The following is a 19,086-nucleotide window of genomic DNA, read 5'->3' as shown; positions in this document are numbered from 1 at the left end:
TATATCTCTAGTCAATGGGCGCGAGGTATGCGGAAGTTATATTTCTTGGTTCCGGGGTTAGGGGGTAAATACGCCTGTGGTGGACTCTGGGCAGAACTGAAAACCTTAAAATTGGCTCAGCAGATCTGCTCCGCTGAAGTGGTGACCTACAAACAACGGGAACCAGACACCCTCTTCTTAACGGATCTGTGGACTCAGCCCCATCTAGATCAGGTCATTTTCGTCATTAGTTGGGGATTTGATGTCGGCAAGTTGGCTCAACAATTGCAGGCTTATAACGTGGTCTACCACGCCCATAGTTCAGGCTATGGATTTGACCTACCCGCACGGGTGCCGATTATTACGGTGAGCCGAAATACCCTAGGCTATTGGGGCCAGCGATCGCCTCATTCCCTGCTTTACTATTTACCCAACCAAATTTCAGACAATTTCAGCAATGTGAATATAGACCGAGATATAGATGTCTTAGTCCAGGCTCGGAAATCTTCTGCTTATTTAATGCAAGATTTGATTCCAGCGTTGCAGCAAGTCTGTACAGTCGAGGTCGTAGATAGCTATGTTGAAGATCTATCCCAACTCTTTAACCGAGCCAAAGTCTATCTCTACGATTCTGCGGAATATTGGGCACAGCAAAAAGTGAGCGAAGGCTTTGGACTGCAACCCATGGAGGCAATGGCTTGTGGGTGCCAAGTGTTTTCCAGCATTAATGGTGGACTTTCTGACTACTTGGATCCTGGTTTTAACTGTCACAAAATTGCAGGTTATTCCCTCACATTTGATGTCCAGCGTATTCAGCAAGTTCTGCAATCGGGTCAAGTCGGCAATCTCCCAGAATCAGTGTTGGCAGAATACCGGACGGCCAATATTCTCCAGCGGTTGCAGGTGATTTTGACTGAGGTCAATGCATTTTTTGATTCCCAACCCCAGCAACAAGAAGCCATTACACCCTTAACTCAGCTGCGAATCACGCAGCTCCGCTGGCAGAATCGCTGGCGAAAAGTGAAACAAAGGCTATCTTAAAACACTGCTTTAGGGCTGGCAGGAGAAGGACTTAAGGCTTGTTTCTAGTTGTGACAAATATCACCAGCAATCCAGTATGACATCACTGCAGAGACCGACAAGGATATCAATAATAGAGATATCGTTGGGTGCAAGTGACATCCCCCCAGGAAACTTTGCCCATCCTAGGTCTGGCTGCAATTGGGAGCGCTGTCAGACCTCTTCTCAAATTTTGGCAACTTATGACAACGATATTTTCTCTCACTTTGATTGGGCTTAATATTCTAGCCATCAATCTTCCAGGCTCTGTTTCAGCTCAGCTTGGCATTGCAGATCCAGCCGTAGAGATTCAAGTCGCTCAAGCTCAGCAGTCTGCTCAACAGCTTGATCTGCAAGGAGATCGGCTAGTTAAAAAGGGGCGCTTGGCTGCAGCAGTTGTTGCCTATCATCAATCCTTAGTGTTGGATGCGAACAACGCCTTGGTCCACCGAAAAATGGCTGAAGCGCTCGTCCAGCTTCAACGGATAGACGAGGCATTACAAGCCTTGCGCCAAAGCATCGTTCTCCAGAATCAGTCTTCCCCCTCCGCTTGGCATCCCCCTAGAAGCTCAGCTTGGTACGATGCTCAAGCCCATACAGAGCTGGCCAATGCTCTAACCCAGAATCAGCAAGTTGACTTAGCATTGCAATATAGGAAGCAAGCGATTGACCACTATCCAGGCGATGAACAGCTTTATTTTCAGTTAGGCAAAACGTGGGTCGCTAAAGGTAAAGCTGAAGCGGCGATGGCGGCCTATGTTCAAGGTTATGACCAGCAAATTGCGGCCAACCAGATGTCGAACGGTTTCAAGGATCTTGAAGCTGCATTCACAGATAAGAAGGCTCTAGCCTGGCGAGATGTAGGACGTGATTTTGTCGCACTTGAGCAGTACCAGCAAGCTATCAAAGCTTACCAAGAAGCCCTTGCCATCGATCCGACGGGTAGCATCTACTATTCTTTGGCATCTGTTCAGGAAAAAGCAGGTCAGTTAGCGGCGGCGGCTCAGTCTTATGCTCAGGCTGGAGATAACATGCTCTATCAACACCTGCATATCGGCATAGAGGCCTATCGCAACGCCATTCGCTTAAACCCCGATAATGCTAAATTCCATAACGGTTTAGGTAAAGTTTTACTGGAGCATGGAGAGATACGAGATGCGATCGCATCTTTCCAACAAGCGCTCTCCCTCAATCCCAATTTGACAGAAGCTCAATCCAACCTTGCCAAAGCCCAAGCGCGCTTATAGCCTAGACCGGCTAATCCTGACCAAACCAATATCACGAAGAGCCGTCTGAAATTCTTTCCTATTTCACCCCTGAGTTGCAATGAAAACTAAGACAACACTGTCCCTGCTTTGCTTGTGTGTATTGTCCATTGGTTTAATTCACCGCCTAAATCTTTTTTCGGCTAATTCCTCATCGTCTCAGCAAGTTTCGGCAACTGCAAAAAAGTCTACCGAGCAAAACAGCTCTGTGAAGCAACTATTAGCCAAAACTCAACAAGCCAAGGTGTGGCAACAGGCCATCCAACTGAATCCCCAAGATGCGGAAGCTCACCATCAGCTGGGACTCGTTTTAGTGGCCGAAAATCAGGTCGATAAAGCCATTAGTCACTATCAAAAAGCCATTGCCCTCAAGCCACCCAATATTTCGCGGATCTATCAAAGTTGGGGCAAAGCCTTAGTCAAACAGAGCAAGACTGACGATGCGATCGCAACCTTCCGCCAAGGCATCATTCAAGACTATCCTGATGCCCCCAAAGCAATGCAGGAAGCGGAAGTCCATTTTCGGTTAGGGCAATCTTTGGACCATGAAGAGCGTTTACCTGAAGCGATCAAAGCCTATCGCCAAGCTATTACAGCAAAACCAGATCGATTGATTTATGAACACCTAGGGAATGCATTAGCGAAACATAATCAGTTAGATGAGGCTGTGAGTGCTTTTGCCCAGACTCGGCCCAAAGCCTATCCAGGTTATCCTCACCGATTACTGGGAGATGTTCTAGTTCGTGAAAATCACTTAGATGATGCGTTAGCCGCCTATCATCAATGGCTTGATCTAGATAGTAAACACCCCAAACAAGGTGTTAAGGATGACTATGCCCATCATGCCTTAGCAGTCAGACTCAACTCCTTGAATCGTATCGAACCCGCACAGTCAGCATTTCGCAAGGCTCTTGAACTGACAGACCCTATGGGCCAACCACTAATTGCCCAAGACTTGATTCATTTTTTAGTGGGTCAAAACCTCTCGAACGAAGCCCAGGAAGTATCGCAGCAGTATTTTCGATCAGACCAACCATTCCAGAAGGCAAATGTCCAGCATTTGATCGAACAGTCAAAGGATTTAGTCAAGGCCAATCAATTGACTCAGGCTGAGAAAAATTGCCGTCAAGCTGAAACAATCCTGAACAAGACCCAATTCCTGGCCCATCATCTCAATAAGGCTGAGGTGAATCGGAAGCGGGCAGATGTATGGTCTTGCTTAGGCCAGGTTCAAGCCAGACAGGGCCAACTAGAAACAGCCTTAACCAGTTTTCGGCAAGAATATCAACTCAACAAATATGCCTACATTGACATTGCAGAAACACTAGTCAAACTGCAACGGCCCCAAGAAGCCTTGGACATTTTGCGGAAAGAGTCTCACCAAGAGGTCCAGGCTTATAACCGTTTGGGAAATCTACTGATCGCTAATCAGCAAACAGAGGTTGCCGCTCAGTACTGCCAAAAAGCTTTAGCCGTTGATGCTCAGAATCTTGCGGCTCATCGTTGCTGGGCGACAGCGGCTGGTGAGTCTAAACCAGTTGTGGTCGATACTCAACTATTTCAAAAGAGAATCAAAGACATCTCCCCCAAAGTCATCCAAAAGGCCTATCGAGCTAATCGTTTAGGAAATAATACTATCGGCTATACCCTTCATCAGGATGCCATCGGTGTCAGTCACGACGAGGTTACACGGACACAGACCGTTATGCCCCATCTCGCTGAACTAAATATCTATCAGACCTGGGGAGATGTCCTGGCTCAGCAAGGCAAAAGGCAGGAGGCAGTTGCCGCGTATCACCAAACATTACGGCTCTTGCCAGAAACTGCGCAAACCTATACCAGTCTAGGTAAAGTACTGATGCAACAGCAGCAATACGGGGGTGCGATCTCAGCCTATCGTCGCGCTATCCAGCTTTCTCCCTATGCAGCTCAATCCTATGTGAATCTCAGCAAAGCCTTACAAGCAGTGGACCAGACAGAAACAGCGAATCTAGCGTTACAGCAAGCTGTGCAATTAGGGTGGCAAGAAACTGCGTCAGATCAATAAGGGGCTTCACCCAGGTGCATCAAGGCATTTGTAAACCCTTCAATACCTGACTTTGTTCCTTCTCATTTAACCCTTTCCCTTGAATCAGGACTTGAAAACCACCCAGTCCCAGAGGGTTGATTAGAGACTGCAGGGTTTCACGCCGACGAATCACCTCATTCAGCTGAGTGATATCACAGGTGTTGTTATTGGCGACTAAGCGATCGCCCAAGCCCAACGCCATTAAAAACAACCCTTGTTGGATATAGCCTATTGAAGTTAACCCTTGGGCCAACCCCTGCTTTTCTAAAGCCGTAAAGTTAACGTGAGCCGTAATATCTTGATGTCCCAGATAGGCATAGGGATCTTGATGAGCACCATGCCGACGAAAGCATTGCAAAGTGCCCTGGTGCCGCTGGGGGCTGTAATATTGCGGTGCTAAATATCCATAATCAATCGTCAGCACATACCCTCGTTCCAGTTTTTGTGAGACGGTCTCCAGCCAATTCAGAGCCGCTAAATTAATCTCACTCCGATATCCATCTTCATATCCCGCACCAATATCGATGCCTTGCCCAGCTAAATACTCTACTAAATGATCTGTTGAAGGGGTTGATAAGACCTCCATAAAAGACTGTGAATCACCATCAATCGTCACAAACACTTCTTGCACAGCACCATCTTGCACAACAAATTGGTGCACCGGTAGAGCATCGACTAGCTCATTAGAGAAGAAGCAGCCCACCGTACCCGCCTCGGGAAGCCGTTCAAACCTCAGCCACTGCACTTTGTCAGGTGCGAACTGAAACGGCTGTAGCAATCGCTGTTGAGCCGCTATTAAGCCCTCTGCTTTTTCTACAATCATGTAACGCAAAGCGGCCCAAAAGGCTGCATAGCCAGCCGATGAATCAGCAGATTGTTTTCGGATCGCCAAATATTTAAGGACATCAGCCGCTACTAAGCCTTGACCAGCCCCCATCTCGACCAATGTAAATGACTTCGGCTGCCCCATCACCCTCCACATATCCAGAAATTGTTCAGCGAGTAATTCACCAAAATCAGGACATAAATGAGGAGACGTAAAGAAATCCCCTGCCACTCCGATTTGAACTTGGTTCGTCGCATAGTACCCCTGCTCAGGGTCATACAAAGCCAGTTCCATAAACTCAGCAAAGGTCATTCTCTGCTGAGGAGCAGTATTCATGCAGTCTACAATTCGCTGAAAGAGAACCGGGTTAAATGAATCAGGATGGGTCAAAGTGTCTGTCCTGGTAGCTTAGATATCACTGATATGGGTGAGAGTGATCACGCTCAAAAAAGTATTTTAGGGATAAAACGGTGGGAGAGGTTTGATCGTTGGTTTCAAGAACCAAGTCCAGATTGATTCGCTTATCCTTGAGGCCAGAATCACAACATCAAACTCTTGTTCCATCGTATTCCGTTGAAGCTTATCTCCCCATGAAGATCGTTGCCAAGAAACCTGCATTCCGTTCCTTATTAAGTCTTTCCCTACTGAGTGGATGGCTATTGATAGGTGGATGTAACCAGGCCAACCAAGAATCCACCCAATCTGCAGATGAAGTCGCTGAGTTAAAGTCCAAATTACAAGACCTTGAGGCCGAAAATAAAGATCTCAAAGAACAACAGGATGAAATCGGCCTCGGCTCAGATCCCCTCAAAGAGGCTAAGCCCGTTTCAGAGATAGTAGCCAAAACATCAGAAGACAACCCAGAGAGTGCCTCTCCTATACAGTCGGAGACGAACCGGCCCGCTGCCGTCGCCTTTAACGATATCGCCGATTTACCCACCCAGCCGCTCCTGGCTGATCTAATCAAACTAGAGATATTTTCAGCGACCGACGATCAAAACTTTCAGCCCTACGATCCCATTTCTCGGGGTGAATATATGATCTGGCTGTTCAAGGCCCACAACACCATCAGTCGCCCAGCCCAAAAGATCCGTTTGGCCCCTACTTTTGACCCAGAGTTTACAGATATTGATGCCAAACATCCCGCATTTAAAGTTGTTCAAGCTTTAGCCAATGCAGGCTATTCAGTGGGCTATGACGATAAAACCTTCAAACCCGATCAGCCCATTACCCGCGAAGAGATGATCAGCATTAAAGTTGGCTTGGATAAGGGTAAAAGCATTAAACCCGTAAGAGTCTCCCTGTTGCGCAGTGCCTGGAAGTTTAGCGATCTGGCTGACATTGATAAGCGGCACTCGGGGTACATATACAACGACCTCTTCGCGAAGGGACCCAAGGGAAGTAACATCGAACGTGCCTTCGGCAAAATTGGGACCTTCAAGCCCAAACAAGCAGCCAAACGCCATGAAGCCGCGGCTACCCTCTGGCAAATTGGGAGAGAAACCGCCCCCAAAGCCTTGGAACGACAAGAGAAAGAACTCAGTTAGTGTTCTCTGACATTTAGAGCTTGGCTAGCCAAGCTCTAAAGCTGATTAATCATCAGCAGCCAAGACCACCTCTTCATAGGTTCCAGATTGGATAATTTGGCCATTCTTCATGAGATGAATGCAATTACAATGCTCCACCGTTGTTAAACGATGGGCAATGATAATCATCGTCTTCGAGTCACTCAGGGAGCGAATCGCTTCTGACACTAAGGCTTCTGTCTCATTGTCAAGGGCAGAGGTCGCTTCATCCAACACTAAAATTTCCCGCTCATGATACAAGGCCCGGGCAATACCAACCCGTTGTCGTTGTCCTCCGGATAAATTGGCTCCACGCTCTCCTAGATTGGTTTTGACACCATCAGGAAGCTCCTGCACTAGCTCCGACAACTGTGCTAACTCAATGGCCCGGTTTAATCGAGTCTCATCAATCAGGTGATCGGGAACGCCAAGGGCAATATTTCGTTCTAAGGTGTCATCAATTAAAAAGATAGATTGGGGAATATATCCCAATAAATTTTGCCAAGCTCTCAAATCGTGGTAAACCGATTGGCCATCGACTTTAATATCTCCACCAGTGGGTGTCAGCAGCCCTAAAAGCACATCGACCAGGGTCGTTTTTCCTGCGCCCGATTTACCAATCAGGGCGATGGATTCTCCTTTCTTGATGCGAAGTTGAATCTGATTTAGAGAAGGGTTTTTAGCACCTTCATACTGGAAGGAAATTTTATCAAATAAAATCTCCTTCTCAAACTCCAACTGAGGCAGCTCAAGACTACCATTCAATTCTGCCGACTTGAGTTGAGGGACAACATCAGTGGAAGGGGCAATAAGTGCTTGATAATTTTCAAGTTCTTTGAGATCGTGATATAGCTTTTCCAATACAAATGTTGAACTTCTTAAAACGCTTAAGCCCTTGCTGAGTTGTGTTGCTAAAGGCATCAGTCGTATTGATACGACCGCAAAGATACCTAATGTGGAAATTAATCCTTGAAAATCTTGATTCGTTAAGATCGAAAAAGAGATAAAACCTAAGATAAAGGTCATAATCATGGCTTCAATCGTAATGCGTGGAATTTGATTGAAGGACATGAAATCGCTAAGAGAGGTGGAATAGAGCTGGGCTTGAGTATCGAGTTGATCTAAAAAGAAGGACTCGCACCCAATCACTTTCGTCTCTTTCACAGACCCCAAGCTATGGTTAACCACTCGAATCATCTCTGCCTGAGACTGAGCAATCGTTTTACCCCATCGAGCAAGGGTGTTTTTCAATCGTAAGATAATGGCAAAAACGACGAATAAAATCAGTCCAATTACGATTGTCGCAATGGGGCTGGTATAAATCAGCAATATACTCAGAAAGGTAATAATGGTTAAGCTGACAAAAGAATTCAGCATCTCTAGCAAGATGCCATTACAAAAACTAACCGTATGATTCATGATGCTTTGAATCATAAAAGCAGAATTATTTTTTAAGTGGAATGTATATGGCATTTGCATATACGCACTTAATAATCGAATCCGCAGCTTACCTTGGTATTGATAAACAAAGTTAAAAATATAGCGCCGAATAACGAAATTAAGAAAAGACTTGACATAAAAAACAATAATAATAAATAAGGCCAGAACCGCAATAAACCTTTCCCTAGATTCAAAGTTCAACCAGTCATAGATTTGGCCAATAACGATGGTTTTCTCTACTAACTCGGGATCACTCGCAAAAGCAATAAAAGGGCCAATCAGGCCAATACCTAAGGTTTCTATTACAGCATTTCCTAAAACAGCAGCCAGCAAGACAAATAACATTGCTTTCTGGTCAGCTAAAATATATAGAAATTGCTTCAAGAACTTTTTCATTTCAGGATTATCTGTTTAAATTTAACGGTGCATATTGCTGTATAAATGCATAATTCCCAGTAACTCTTGCCACCTTCTAGCCCTGAGTGAGCATGGCATTATCCAGCTCTAGAATCAACAAGAATCGCCAGATTTGTACCGTCGCGAATAGATTACCTTCACGTTCCAATACATCTTTGATTTTGAGAGCTATGGTCATATGATTCTAGATTTCTCTATTGCTATTTAAATTATCGGGATTCTCAAACAACAATACGTTGAAGCAGTACTTCTCTTACTTCATTACATACTGTCACATAATTACACTTCATCTGTGGAGAGAGGTGAGGCGCTACAGGTCTATATTGATCAGGCTGATCGACGATATTCTCTGCTGTGAGACTGCCATTATCAACGGCATAAAATATCTACTCAAAAATCTTAAGGTTGCGACTCTATTTTTCAACTAAAGCCTGCATCTCATATCGTTCGAGGTCCGAGCCGTCTGCTTCTATAATTTGCTACAGCATTCTGAGCAGCTCATCGCGGTTAGGGTCTTCAGAAAATATGATTCAGATATAAAGCTTATCTAGATTAAAGAGACCTACCATTCAACAACGGTCAGTATTCATAGCGCTTCCATAGGATAGGAAAGGCTAGGGTTACCCCAATGGATCAGGGGGTTGAGGTAGATTCGGAGTAGCATCTTGTCCTTCTGGAGACAAGTCAGAGATGACTTGGTCCAGCTCAGCCGCTAGTTCAGATTTGTTGGCATCGGGTTCTACAGTTATTGGGGCTTCTGAAACAACCTCTACCTGAGCAGCAGGCTCTGCCTCCTCTTCTGACTGGGCTGAACGCTCTGTCGGGGCGTCAGGGATAGGCGATTCTATTTCTGGTGTCGCAGGTGTTTCAACCATCACGGGTGTCGCAGCAACTCGTTCTTCAAGTTGGGAATCCTTAGCCGCAGGCTCTGCAACGGGTGGAGTAGACTCAGTCACTGGAGCAGGTGGTGATGTTACTTCTGATATAGATTCAGCCGTAGCTGCACCCGGTTGTGACGTTACTTCTGATATGGTCTCAGCTATTGTTGCAGCAGGAGACTCTACTGTAGGTGTACTCATCTCAGTAGGCTGGACCGTCTCAGTGGGTGTATCAGCCTCAGCAGTCTGCTTGCCACTGATCATACCTTTAAGTTTTTCTCCTAGACCTGATAGGTCTAAACGCTGTTTGATGGCAGGGGGCAAAATTGACTTTTCAGATGTCCCGTCATCCGCTTGCATGCCCATCTTTTCCCATAATCCTTGCCAATCCAGGCTAGTAATCTTGGCAAGGACCTGATCGGATAGCTTTCTGGCTTTAGCACCCCACGTTCCATCGTCTGGCTGCGCTGGATTAGCCTCTACCATGGCCCATCGACGCTGTAATGCTTGGTAGCTAAGCCAAACCAACAAGACGACACTCGCCGTATGCCCCAGCAACAGGCCGACAGGACGGCGATAGATCAACAGGATTAAAGCATAAAAAAGCCCCGTACCGCTCCACCAGACATCGGTTTTGCGGTGAATTTCTGGATAGACGTAGGCTGTTAAATACAGCCCAACACTGCCTAAACCCACGATCAACACTAAGGCTAAGGAAAGCATGGCCCAGATTCTCCGTTCAGCATAAACAGGATTCCCCATTCATACCACCCTGGAGTCATTTTCCTATGAGTCTAGTTAGAAAAATCAAAGAGGCATGCCTTTTGCAGACATACCTCTTCAAATTACACGGGCTTTGATCTTCGCTAGCGGAGACAAAGTGTATTAAATTCTGACTTCTAGCATAGAAAATTGGCTGGGCCTGGCCTTGGCCAGAAGGTGACACTTTCTAGAGTGTCACTCTACTCAAGGTTTAGAACGAGGATATTTTTCCATTAAGGCTTGGACCTGCTCGGCATGATACGAACTGCGGGTAAGGGGAGAGGAAACAATCTGCAAAAAGCCCATCTCTTCACCCAGAGCTTGCCATTTAGCAAATTGATCGGGATGGACGAAGTCCTGTACGCCTAAATGTTTAGCCGTGGGCTGCAAATATTGACCGATGGTGAGGATATCGCAATCGACTTGGCGTAAATCAGCCATGACCTCCTGAACTTCAGCATCTGTTTCGCCTAGACCCACCATGATGCCGGATTTTGTATAAACCCAAGGGGCGAGCTGGCGCGATCGCATCAGCAATTCCAAGGTCCGCTGATATTCCCCTTGGGGTCGAACCCGTTTATACAGGCGCGGTATGGTTTCCGTATTGTGGTTGATCACCTCAGGCGCTGCTTGCAGGATGGCCTCTAGGGCGTCCCAGTTGCCACATAAGTCAGGAATCAACACTTCAATGGTGGTCTGGGGCGACAGGACTCGAATCTGCTCAATGCAGCGAATAAACTGTGAGGCCCCGCCATCGGGCAAATCATCGCGATTCACAGAGGTAATCACCACATGATTGAGATCCATCCGACGCACAGCTTCTGCCAAGCGTTGTGGCTCTGTGGGGTCAAGGGCCACAGGCTTTTTCTCAAAATCGATATCGCAGTAAGGGCAAGCCCGAGTACAGGCTGGTCCCATAATTAAGAATGTGGCCGTGCCGTGGTGGAAACACTCGCCAATATTGGGGCAAGAGGCTTCTTCACAAACCGTATTCAGGTTCAGATCCCGCAAAATATCTTTGACACTGCCCACGCGCTCCCATTGCGGGGCTTTCACTCGTAACCAATTGGGCTTAACAACCACTACTCTGACCTGAAATGTTCTGTCTCTACTGTAAGGGATGTTGTCTCCTGCAGTATGAGTTGGTCATGCCCCCATGGAGGCTTCAAAAGCAGGCCACAGGCACCATTGAATCGTTTAGCTCAGAAGCTTGAATTGATCATGATTGAGATGGGTATTAATTTGCCGCTTTCAACACACTGCATAATGGTATGGTCTCAAATCCTTCCACTGCAGCTTTATCGTGAAAGACAGTCGAGTTTCTGGCACGGTTTTGCGATCGCATCTCCTGATCCCCCTGGTAGCACTCTCCTGCAAATGAATCGATTCAGCACACTGTTTTGGGTATTGCTCCTTGGGCTGGGAGGATGTTGGGATCCGTTAGGCAGCACAGTGCCTTGTGACACCTTTGCCACCAACATAAAAATCACTGACTGGCCCGCTAGTACCCGTATTCTGCAAGAAAAATGCATTTCAGGGTTCAATCCGACCTATCAGGTAGAGTTAACCATTCAGCCCCAGGACTTGTTGGCACTGCAGCAGCAAACCCCTCTCAACAAAATTCAGCAATGGCGGAGTCAGACCGATAGCCAGATTTTTGCAGACTCACCCCTGCAACACAAAGGCAAGCAGATGCAATCGCTCCTATATGCCGATTTTTCTGATGGTGCTTACCTCATGGAGGTGCTGATCGATACTAGTGATGCTCAACAGTATGTGGTTTACGCCTCAAACTCTTTCGTGGACTGATATTCAGTCTGTGATAAATGTCCCTTCATAAAATGCAACATCTAAAGGCTGCCGTTTGATGGCGTCTTGGCTAGAATTGATGAATCTTATTCTTCCCTCACTCTTCAAAAGCGTTTCCAATTGCGATGTTCGAGCCTCTCTTGGCCATCGTGACTTCCTTGAGTAGGAGTGAATATCTACTATGCTTTGTCATACTTGCCAGCGTCAATCTAATTGCTTAACCCACCAACTGGCCAAACAAGACCAAAATTTGCACCGGATGTTAGAACACTTACAAGGGTGTCAACAGCGTCAGCCTTACAGCGTTAAGTCCTCTCCAAGTCAGACTTGGCAACGAGCAGTCCGGTGGATAGAGAAACTCGTCCACCGCTTGTCTCCCTAAGCTCAGCAGACCATCTATTGACACAAGATACTCATCGCAATCTTTCCTTGCGCGGAAGGGTTAGCAATGTGCTAGAACTAATCCATTCAACTAGCCATTGTGGTTTCTCTTGACTGATGACTCTTGACTCGACTCCATCGGGTCTCGCCTTACCGAGACCAAAGAATCGTATCGTTGCCATTGTCCTAGCCCTTGCAGGGTTACTCTTGCCAGGTCTGCATAAGCTCTATTTAGGCCAAACTCGCTGGGGCTTGGTGTATCTGCTGCCTGGTATCTTTTGGGCCACCTTACCGATTGCCACCCTGACTCGGGTAGCCAGTCTATGTGATGCCGTGATTTATTTAACCCAAGGGGATGATCGGTTTCACCAAGCCTTTAATCCGGCCTGGCCTCAACCCACTCAACCGACCCTGGAACCGGCACAGATGAATGCGATCGCAGATTCGCTACGCCAGCTCGAAAGCCTCCGCCAAGAGGGACTAGTGACAGACTACGAATTTGAGCAACAGCGACGACAGCTCTTAGGTTAGTGCACCTATAAATAGCCATGCTCAACCGCCTCGTGCAGTGGACTCAACAGCAAGGACCGCTACGGGCTCAGATTTTGGCTGACCCCTATTATCGGTTTCAGTCCTTGGCAGAAGTTGCTTTGGCCGCTGAGCTGGGCGTCAGCATTGACGTTAATCAAGCCAGTGTCGATGATTGGCTGCGCTTGCCAGGACTGTCCATTCACCAGGCCCGCCAGCTCGTGCAATTAACCCAGAATGGCGTCCAATTTTACGCCATTGAAGATGTGGCAGCTGCCCTATCCCAGCCTGTCCAGCGGATGCAGCCTCTAGCAGCAGTGATGCAGTTTTGCTACTACGACCAGGAGAGCCTTGCCTTAGCCCCCGCCTTTAACTTAAACGCAGCTTCTGTAGAACAGCTGATGACGATACCGGAGATGACACCGAGTCTGGCGCGAAACGTTATTCGCGATCGCATTGCCCACGGTCCCTTTCACAACCTGGCGGATCTACAACGACGCCTGAATTTATCGGGGGAGACCACTCAAATATTACTGCCCTATCTGAGATGTTAGGCATTTTCTACATCGGCATATTCTCTCAAGCCATCCACAAAAAACCGATGGTTCTAGATCTGACCGTCATCATCAGTTTGCAGAATAGTTTAAAGATCGAAGCAGGGGCTAACTAATGCTAGCCCCTGCTTCATGTACTAAGTTAGGAGTACCTTGAACAATTACGTTCCAGTTACTTGTTCATGCCTTGCCATTGCTCGATAGCAGCGGGGAAAATTCTAAATAAAGCCCAACCACCAGCAACAGCGACAGGAGCTAAAACAATTAATAAACGAACATCCATGCTCAATCTCCTCTCAGAATTATTTTAAAAGCACTTTTTACCCATTGTCCTACAAGTAGTCAGATTTTTCTAATCAAAATCCCTTAGACTTAGCTTTTAATCGTTTTGAAACCCAAATCAGTCCCTCGATTGGCATGGACTAAAGCCAGTTTTTGATAGTGGCGAGCATGATCCATCAAATCCTCGGATTCCGCTTCACTCATCTCCCGCAAAGGCTTTGCAGGCACTCCCACCCATAGGGAACGAGGGGGAACCGACTTAGACACCACTGCCCCAGCCCCAATAATGCTGCCAGTGCCAATGTGTACTCCATTGAGAATAATGGCCCCAATACCAATCAATGTGCCTCGCTCAATATGCGCTGAGTGAATCACGGCTCGATGCCCCACGGTCACATAATCTTCTAAAATCGTCGGCTGTCCCGGATCACCATGAAGAATGGCGCCATCCTGAATGTTGGTATATTCGCCAATTTCAATGCGCTCGACATCCCCCCGCAGCACCGCACCATACCAAATGCTGGCCTCTCGATGAAGGTGAATATTGCCGATCACCGTGGCATTATCTGCCACAAACGCCGCCAAGGAAAGATCCGGGGGTGGCCAATATTGGGGACTGGATACATCCAAGGTCATAGGGTTAAAACACCGTCTCGATCCTACCCTGAAAAGAGACGGTCTCCAGACCATTCAGAACAGCCACGCTAAACGATTCACGGTTATAATGAAGCCACCTTAGCGGCAACCAGAGTTCTTCGGCTCTCTCTGACTTCATGACACATGTCAGCATGCACTATCCGATTTTTGGGCCTGAGACACTCTGTCCCCATTGCCGACAAATGATGACCGCATTGACCTTAACGGATACCTATCTTTGCCAACGTCACGGGGCATTTGAAGCTGATCCCAAGACTGAAGATTTAGTCCACCTCCAATCTGGACGTCATTGGCGATTATGGGATGGGCAATGGTACCGCCAACATACCCATCCTGATGGCATCCGCTTCGAAATTCATGAAGCGCTAGATCGCCTCTATACCGAAGGGTATCGCGCGACCAAAGTGATTATTGCCCAACGCTATCAGATCTTGATCAACACTTATTTAGAACATTCTCCCTGGTCAGACAAACCCCAGTCAGGGCGTCCACGCTTATATGGGCTACCCGTAGAATTCAGCCCTGACTCTGAGGATGATCCTCGCTGGCAAGTGATTAATTTCGATCTCGATAAGGAACCTGGAATTCCCAGTAATTCTCCTCATTTCCGCCTATTTGATTAAGCCTTCTGAATCTATGGCTCAACGACGAGGAGGCTGTGGTATATCTGATGGTCAGCATATCGGGGTATCGCCATGAAGGGGCATCATCTGTCGATTCGGACCGGGGATATCCACCGGGCAATCTCGTTCTACCAGACCCTAGACTTTGACGTTATCGAACGCTTTACAACTGGGTATACTCTGGGATGTTGGTTGGAGGGTCCTATCGGCAGACTAGAACTAATTCAAATCCCAGATCCTAAACCGCCAGCGGATGCCTTTGGCGACGAGGGTTACGTAGGCTATTATCATTTATCGATAGATGTCACAGATGACCTGTCGGCAGACCAAACCTTATCGACCTGGCTTGAACAATGGCGAGAACGGCTCAAAGCAGTCTCAATCACCTTAAAAGTATTGCTTTATCCCATGCCACAAACGATTGGCAAGCATACATATCATGTGGCCTTTGCCGCGGATGCGGATGGCTTACCGTTAGAAATTCTCCATAATCTCGGTTCAACATCTGCACTAGAGAGCTTGACTTAACGTGTTATCTTCGTTCGCGCATCCCTGTCTTAGGAGACTTTGACTATGCTGGAAACCTGTCCCCGTTGCTCCAATCGCTTAGGACCCCCTCTCAAATCCGGGCGTCAAGTCTGTGCCAATTGCGGCTGGTCCAGTGCCGCCATTGCCTCTCAGGGCAGCCCGTCCAGTCAAGCCGGGGCTGGCAGCATCCTTCAAGTCTGTGGGCGAATTCTCAAGCGAATTTTCCAGTATTTCAGCTCTCTGATCCAAGTGTGGATAGGGAAACTGCAGAAATCAAAGCAAAATTCAAATATGAAGCCCGGCAATATGGTCAAGGGATTGGCCGATAAGCTGAGCAGTTTAGAGCAAGCGATTCCCACGGAAGTGAGCGATTCTAAGCGCCCCTGGATGACGGTAGAAGAAGCCTTTGTCCATTTGGGAGGAGATGTTCGTGTTCCTACGTCTATTGTTCACTCTCTAGATGGTCGGTCTCGCGTTCCCTTGGCTCGGTTTCGGGAATATTACAGTGAACAAGAATTTAAAGCCTATGGCTTTGAAATGAGTTTAGAGCGCCGCCGAGCCCAAAAGCCCTGGCTGCGAGTTTTATCCCAGAAATAGAGGTTCAGCGAGTCATTAAATTGAGGACAAATTCCCTGTAGTCTTCTTTCATGGGCAAGTTGACCTCAATGCTGATTTTCGTGCGGGTCCCTTGAGAGACTTCCCCTGACATAGGGTTGATGCCTGCCGTTGGATACGACTGCCAAGCGCAACCCACTCCCCGCTTTTGCCAGTGGGGTAAGTCATTAAAGTTGATTTGCCCCAGTTGAAACAGCAATTCATTCTTATCGCCTACAGATAATCCCTCTAACTTCTGAGTTGCCATGCTCGCGGAGTCACCCGATTTACGCAACATCCAGTAGCAATGGGCATTGAGGGCATTGCGGTGGGCATCTTCCTGTCGCCATCGAAAATAGTCAACGACTAAATCAACCGTGGGCAGTTGGGAGATGCGACCGTCAAAGACAGCCATACTGCCCAAGATCAATGACAATTTAGCACTGGCTTCCGCTGCCAGCAAAGAGTTGAGCTTGCGCAGCTTACGAGCAAAGGTCTGCTCTTCTGGGTGCAGCAGTAAAGAGATTTCGTCGCTTTGGGTATAGCCATACATCACTCGAAATCCGCAGTTCATCAAATGCTGAACCGTTGCCACCATGGCATCCCGAAAGCCTGAATCAAAGGGGGCTTCTAAGTCCAAGGTTTCTTTGGTTAAGCGGGTAAAATTCCGTCCATCCAAACGAGCCACCATGTACAACCCAGGCAAAACGCATAAATCATGAGCGGTTTCAAAGACTCTCAGTTTTTGATCGAGTTCAGTAAATTTCATGGTTGCCAGTCCTCAACTGCAAAGTGTTGATGGGGGAGAATACGAACATAAAAAAGTTGGTCAAACCCCTCGTCATAAGCAGGCAAGATGAGGCGAGAGGCTGTTCCTCGGATCCCTTTATCTGAAATTTGTTGGTCGGGAGTGCGATCGCAGTTTCGTATCAATGCATCTGCCAACTTCGATTCAAAGTAATACCCTGTAATCGAGAAGCCCTGTGCTTGGGCAGGCTGGATATACCGCTGGCGATCAGCAGGAGTGGGATTGGTGTTGTCCACCACAAAGCGTTGACGGGTATCTAGGCAGGTGGACAAAAACTGTTGCTCACGATGTCGAGTTTTCAACATATCCAGATTGATCCGCACATGGGTCCGACCAAACCGATGGTGATAAAACGTCGATTTGCCTGTGGCCTGAATGCCCACAAAGATGACTGCTTCCATATCTTGCCTTTAGGAGCTGATGGTGAATCGGCTCCTATTCCCCTACTCTCTAGCCCCATTGATGCGAATCATCTCGGTCAAGATACTATCGAGACCGCCATTGACATGAATATGCTCAATTTTGTCCGCGATCCGTTCTAACACCTCCAGCTCTTTCAAGCGCAGGGCCACGGGATTACTCTCCATCACCTTGGCAGTGTTGAGCATACTGCGCGTGGCAGCCGTCTCTTCCCGACGACGAATAACGTTGGCCTGGGCGGATTTCTCTGCTTCAACCACCTGACAGAGAATGGCCTTCATTTCTCCGGGCAGAATGATATCTTTGACACCCACGGAAGCAATGACAACCCCATACTGCTCCGTTTTCTCGCGAATATGGTCAGAGACGCTAGCATCAATCGCCCCCTTATCTTCTAGGAGTTGATCCAGAGACTTGGTGCCCACTGCTGAGCGGAGGGCAAATTGAAGCTCTTTATAGAGATAATCCTCAATATTGCTCAAGCCAGTTTTGGCCTGCACGGGATCCGTGATCCGATATCCCGCCGTCAGGTTAAGGCGAAGAGACACCTTATCCTTAGACAAGATTTCCTGACCGGAGACCTCTAGGGTTTGCAAACGCAAATCCACCACTTCAGTTTTCCAAGCCCGACCAAAGGTCCACCAGACATGCCAACCCGGAGTCAGCGTCTCTACAAACGCACTGGCTTCATACAGCAGCCCTAAATGCTGGGCCGGAACTTCCAAAATATGTAAGACATCATAGGCCAGCTCTAGGGCTTCCGGTAACCCCGCGACCAGCTCGGCCACGAGCACTGGCGATAGCTTGGCATCTTCACTGATATCAATCACCTCAACCGCAACCCCTTTCCAAAAGAGCTTGCGACTACAGGGGGGCAAAATCGTAATTGCTTTGCCTTGGTACCGGACAATGGCAACTTCCTGATTGCCCAACTGCACGGATTCACAGTGACTAGCGACAAACTCGGGATGCCGCTCAATCAGCACTTCCTCAAAAGAGAAATCGGGTTCAGGGCGGGTGCGATTATAGCGGGTGATACTGATTTTGCGATCGCAGGTCCAAAACCCATACTCTCCAGGAGCCAGAGGTCGAACAAAATTATCCTGCTCATAGAGCATCCCCAACTGGGATTCAGGAATTGAGACCCGATTCAAATCTGGTAGCGATACGTCTCGCAATCGCTGGACAAACTGAGACGGCAGTTCAAGCCCCTCATCTAGGTTAAATAGGTGCACTTCTACCTCAATAAACCCCCGCCAAAACGCTTGCAGTTGATTCGGGCCAATCGTGCACCATTGTTGTCCTAACCGGACTAAGGCAGCCTGGTTATAAGCCGTGCGCACCACCGTAAAATACTCATCCATACTGTGGGCATGGGTTTGCAGCAACATCTCCAAATGGTCAATCTGGACTTGGGGCTGATTTAAATCAAAAGTCTTCACCTGCCAATGCCACCCCATGCGACGATGGGTACCCGGCAGCAAAAACATCTCAAACTTGCTGCGATAAAACAACATACCCCGTTCATGGGGCTTGATATAAAACGACTTAAACATTGTTATTTCCTTCTTCTTCTCGCATAGATGTGGGGCCACATCTAAAAGCACCCAAGGCTGTTGGTCTCCACAGTTACAGTGCGGGCA

General features: G+C 47.6%; 21 protein-coding genes. 11 read left to right on the top strand and 10 right to left on the bottom strand.

Going from position 1 to position 19,086, the window contains the following annotated elements; all coding sequences use genetic code 11:
* Positions 1–27: 27 nt before the first annotated feature.
* The 3 genes from I1H34_RS03310 to I1H34_RS03300 all read left to right on the top strand — a co-directional run bounded on the left by I1H34_RS03310 (position 28) and on the right by I1H34_RS03300 (position 4,350).
* Positions 28–1,020, top strand: coding sequence for a glycosyltransferase (locus tag I1H34_RS03310; RefSeq protein ID WP_212664336.1), 993 nt, complete (start codon positions 28–30; stop codon positions 1,018–1,020).
* 221 nt (positions 1,021–1,241) lie between these two features.
* Positions 1,242–2,285, top strand: a complete 1,044-nt coding sequence (locus I1H34_RS03305) for a tetratricopeptide repeat protein (RefSeq protein ID WP_212664335.1) — start codon at positions 1,242–1,244, stop codon at positions 2,283–2,285.
* Positions 2,286–2,511: 226 nt separating this feature from the next.
* The gene (locus I1H34_RS03300) at positions 2,512–4,350 is read left to right on the top strand and encodes a tetratricopeptide repeat protein (protein ID WP_249369756.1); all 1,839 of its coding nucleotides are present in this window, start codon (positions 2,512–2,514) and stop codon (positions 4,348–4,350) included.
* Between the two features lie 19 nt (positions 4,351–4,369).
* On the opposite strand, the gene I1H34_RS03295 is transcribed toward I1H34_RS03300, so the two are convergent.
* Positions 4,370–5,587, bottom strand: coding sequence for a class I SAM-dependent methyltransferase (locus I1H34_RS03295; RefSeq protein ID WP_212664333.1), 1,218 nt, complete (start codon positions 5,585–5,587; stop codon positions 4,370–4,372).
* A gap of 200 nt (positions 5,588–5,787) precedes the next feature.
* Here I1H34_RS03295 and I1H34_RS03290 point away from each other — a divergent pair, with 200 nt between their 5' ends.
* Positions 5,788–6,744: an S-layer homology domain-containing protein gene (locus I1H34_RS03290; protein ID WP_212664332.1), complete on the top strand. Its 957-nt coding sequence runs from the start codon at positions 5,788–5,790 to the stop codon at positions 6,742–6,744.
* Between the two features lie 45 nt (positions 6,745–6,789).
* Here I1H34_RS03290 and I1H34_RS03285 read toward each other — a convergent pair whose 3' ends face one another.
* From I1H34_RS03285 to lipA, 4 genes are all read right to left on the bottom strand, one after another.
* Positions 6,790–8,598 (bottom strand): ABC transporter ATP-binding protein, encoded by a 1,809-nt coding sequence (locus I1H34_RS03285; protein WP_212664331.1) that lies wholly within the window; start codon positions 8,596–8,598, stop codon positions 6,790–6,792.
* A gap of 76 nt (positions 8,599–8,674) precedes the next feature.
* Entirely contained in the window at positions 8,675–8,797 is a 123-nt protein-coding gene (locus I1H34_RS32695; protein WP_283250051.1) for a hypothetical protein, read from the bottom strand.
* Positions 8,798–9,239: 442 nt separating this feature from the next.
* Complete coding sequence (locus I1H34_RS03280) at positions 9,240–10,259, bottom strand: Ycf66 family protein (protein ID WP_212664330.1); 1,020 nt, start codon at positions 10,257–10,259, stop codon at positions 9,240–9,242.
* Positions 10,260–10,463: 204 nt separating this feature from the next.
* Positions 10,464–11,342 (bottom strand): lipoyl synthase, encoded by an 879-nt coding sequence (gene lipA, locus I1H34_RS03275; RefSeq protein ID WP_212664329.1) that lies wholly within the window; start codon positions 11,340–11,342, stop codon positions 10,464–10,466.
* A 183-nt stretch (positions 11,343–11,525) separates the two neighbouring features.
* Here lipA and I1H34_RS03270 point away from each other — a divergent pair, with 183 nt between their 5' ends.
* The 4 genes from I1H34_RS03270 (at position 11,526) to I1H34_RS03255 (ending at position 13,531) form a co-directional block, all read left to right on the top strand.
* Positions 11,526–12,068 (top strand): hypothetical protein, encoded by a 543-nt coding sequence (locus tag I1H34_RS03270; RefSeq protein WP_212664328.1) that lies wholly within the window; start codon positions 11,526–11,528, stop codon positions 12,066–12,068.
* 181 nt (positions 12,069–12,249) lie between these two features.
* Complete coding sequence (locus tag I1H34_RS03265; protein ID WP_212664327.1) at positions 12,250–12,450, top strand: hypothetical protein; 201 nt, start codon at positions 12,250–12,252, stop codon at positions 12,448–12,450.
* Between the two features lie 116 nt (positions 12,451–12,566).
* Entirely contained in the window at positions 12,567–12,980 is a 414-nt protein-coding gene (locus I1H34_RS03260) for an SHOCT domain-containing protein (RefSeq protein ID WP_212664326.1), read from the top strand.
* Positions 12,981–12,997: 17 nt separating this feature from the next.
* Positions 12,998–13,531: a ComEA family DNA-binding protein gene (locus tag I1H34_RS03255; protein WP_212664325.1), complete on the top strand. Its 534-nt coding sequence runs from the start codon at positions 12,998–13,000 to the stop codon at positions 13,529–13,531.
* A 172-nt stretch (positions 13,532–13,703) separates the two neighbouring features.
* Here I1H34_RS03255 and I1H34_RS03250 read toward each other — a convergent pair whose 3' ends face one another.
* Together I1H34_RS03250 and I1H34_RS03245 are read right to left on the bottom strand one after the other, a co-directional pair.
* Positions 13,704–13,820: a photosystem II protein Y gene (locus I1H34_RS03250; RefSeq protein ID WP_315874859.1), complete on the bottom strand. Its 117-nt coding sequence runs from the start codon at positions 13,818–13,820 to the stop codon at positions 13,704–13,706.
* A gap of 83 nt (positions 13,821–13,903) precedes the next feature.
* Complete coding sequence (locus tag I1H34_RS03245; RefSeq protein WP_212664323.1) at positions 13,904–14,449, bottom strand: gamma carbonic anhydrase family protein; 546 nt, start codon at positions 14,447–14,449, stop codon at positions 13,904–13,906.
* A gap of 137 nt (positions 14,450–14,586) precedes the next feature.
* Between I1H34_RS03245 and I1H34_RS03240 the strand changes: the two genes are divergently transcribed.
* The 3 genes from I1H34_RS03240 (at position 14,587) to I1H34_RS03230 (ending at position 16,218) form a co-directional block, all read left to right on the top strand.
* Positions 14,587–15,093, top strand: coding sequence for a TIGR02652 family protein (locus tag I1H34_RS03240; protein WP_212664322.1), 507 nt, complete (start codon positions 14,587–14,589; stop codon positions 15,091–15,093).
* Between the two features lie 72 nt (positions 15,094–15,165).
* On the top strand, positions 15,166–15,621 hold the full coding sequence (locus I1H34_RS03235; RefSeq protein ID WP_249369754.1) for a VOC family protein: 456 nt from the start codon (positions 15,166–15,168) through the stop codon (positions 15,619–15,621).
* 45 nt (positions 15,622–15,666) lie between these two features.
* On the top strand, positions 15,667–16,218 hold the full coding sequence (locus I1H34_RS03230) for a hypothetical protein (RefSeq protein ID WP_212664321.1): 552 nt from the start codon (positions 15,667–15,669) through the stop codon (positions 16,216–16,218).
* Positions 16,219–16,222: 4 nt separating this feature from the next.
* Here the strand turns inward: I1H34_RS03230 and I1H34_RS03225 are convergent, their stop codons facing one another.
* Genes I1H34_RS03225 through I1H34_RS03215 form a run of 3 tightly spaced genes read right to left on the bottom strand, consistent with a single transcriptional unit; the run spans position 16,223 to position 18,999 of the window.
* The gene (locus I1H34_RS03225) at positions 16,223–16,984 is read right to left on the bottom strand and encodes a tRNA(His) guanylyltransferase Thg1 family protein (protein WP_212664320.1); all 762 of its coding nucleotides are present in this window, start codon (positions 16,982–16,984) and stop codon (positions 16,223–16,225) included.
* On the bottom strand, positions 16,981–17,424 hold the full coding sequence (locus I1H34_RS03220) for an AAA family ATPase (RefSeq protein WP_212664319.1): 444 nt from the start codon (positions 17,422–17,424) through the stop codon (positions 16,981–16,983). Before I1H34_RS03220 ends, I1H34_RS03225 begins: the two co-directional genes overlap by 4 nt.
* Positions 17,425–17,466: 42 nt before the next feature.
* A complete protein-coding gene (locus I1H34_RS03215) occupies positions 17,467–18,999 on the bottom strand; it encodes a slipin family protein (RefSeq protein WP_212664318.1) in 1,533 nt (510 codons plus the stop codon).
* Between the last annotated feature and the right edge of the window lie 87 nt (positions 19,000–19,086).

Origin of the sequence: Acaryochloris marina S15 (genome assembly GCF_018336915.1) — a bacterium.
Lineage (GTDB): Bacteria > Cyanobacteriota > Cyanobacteriia > Thermosynechococcales > Thermosynechococcaceae > Acaryochloris > Acaryochloris marina_A.
Note: the sequence above shows the minus strand (reverse complement) of the source record. Positions and strands in the feature narration are given on the sequence as shown.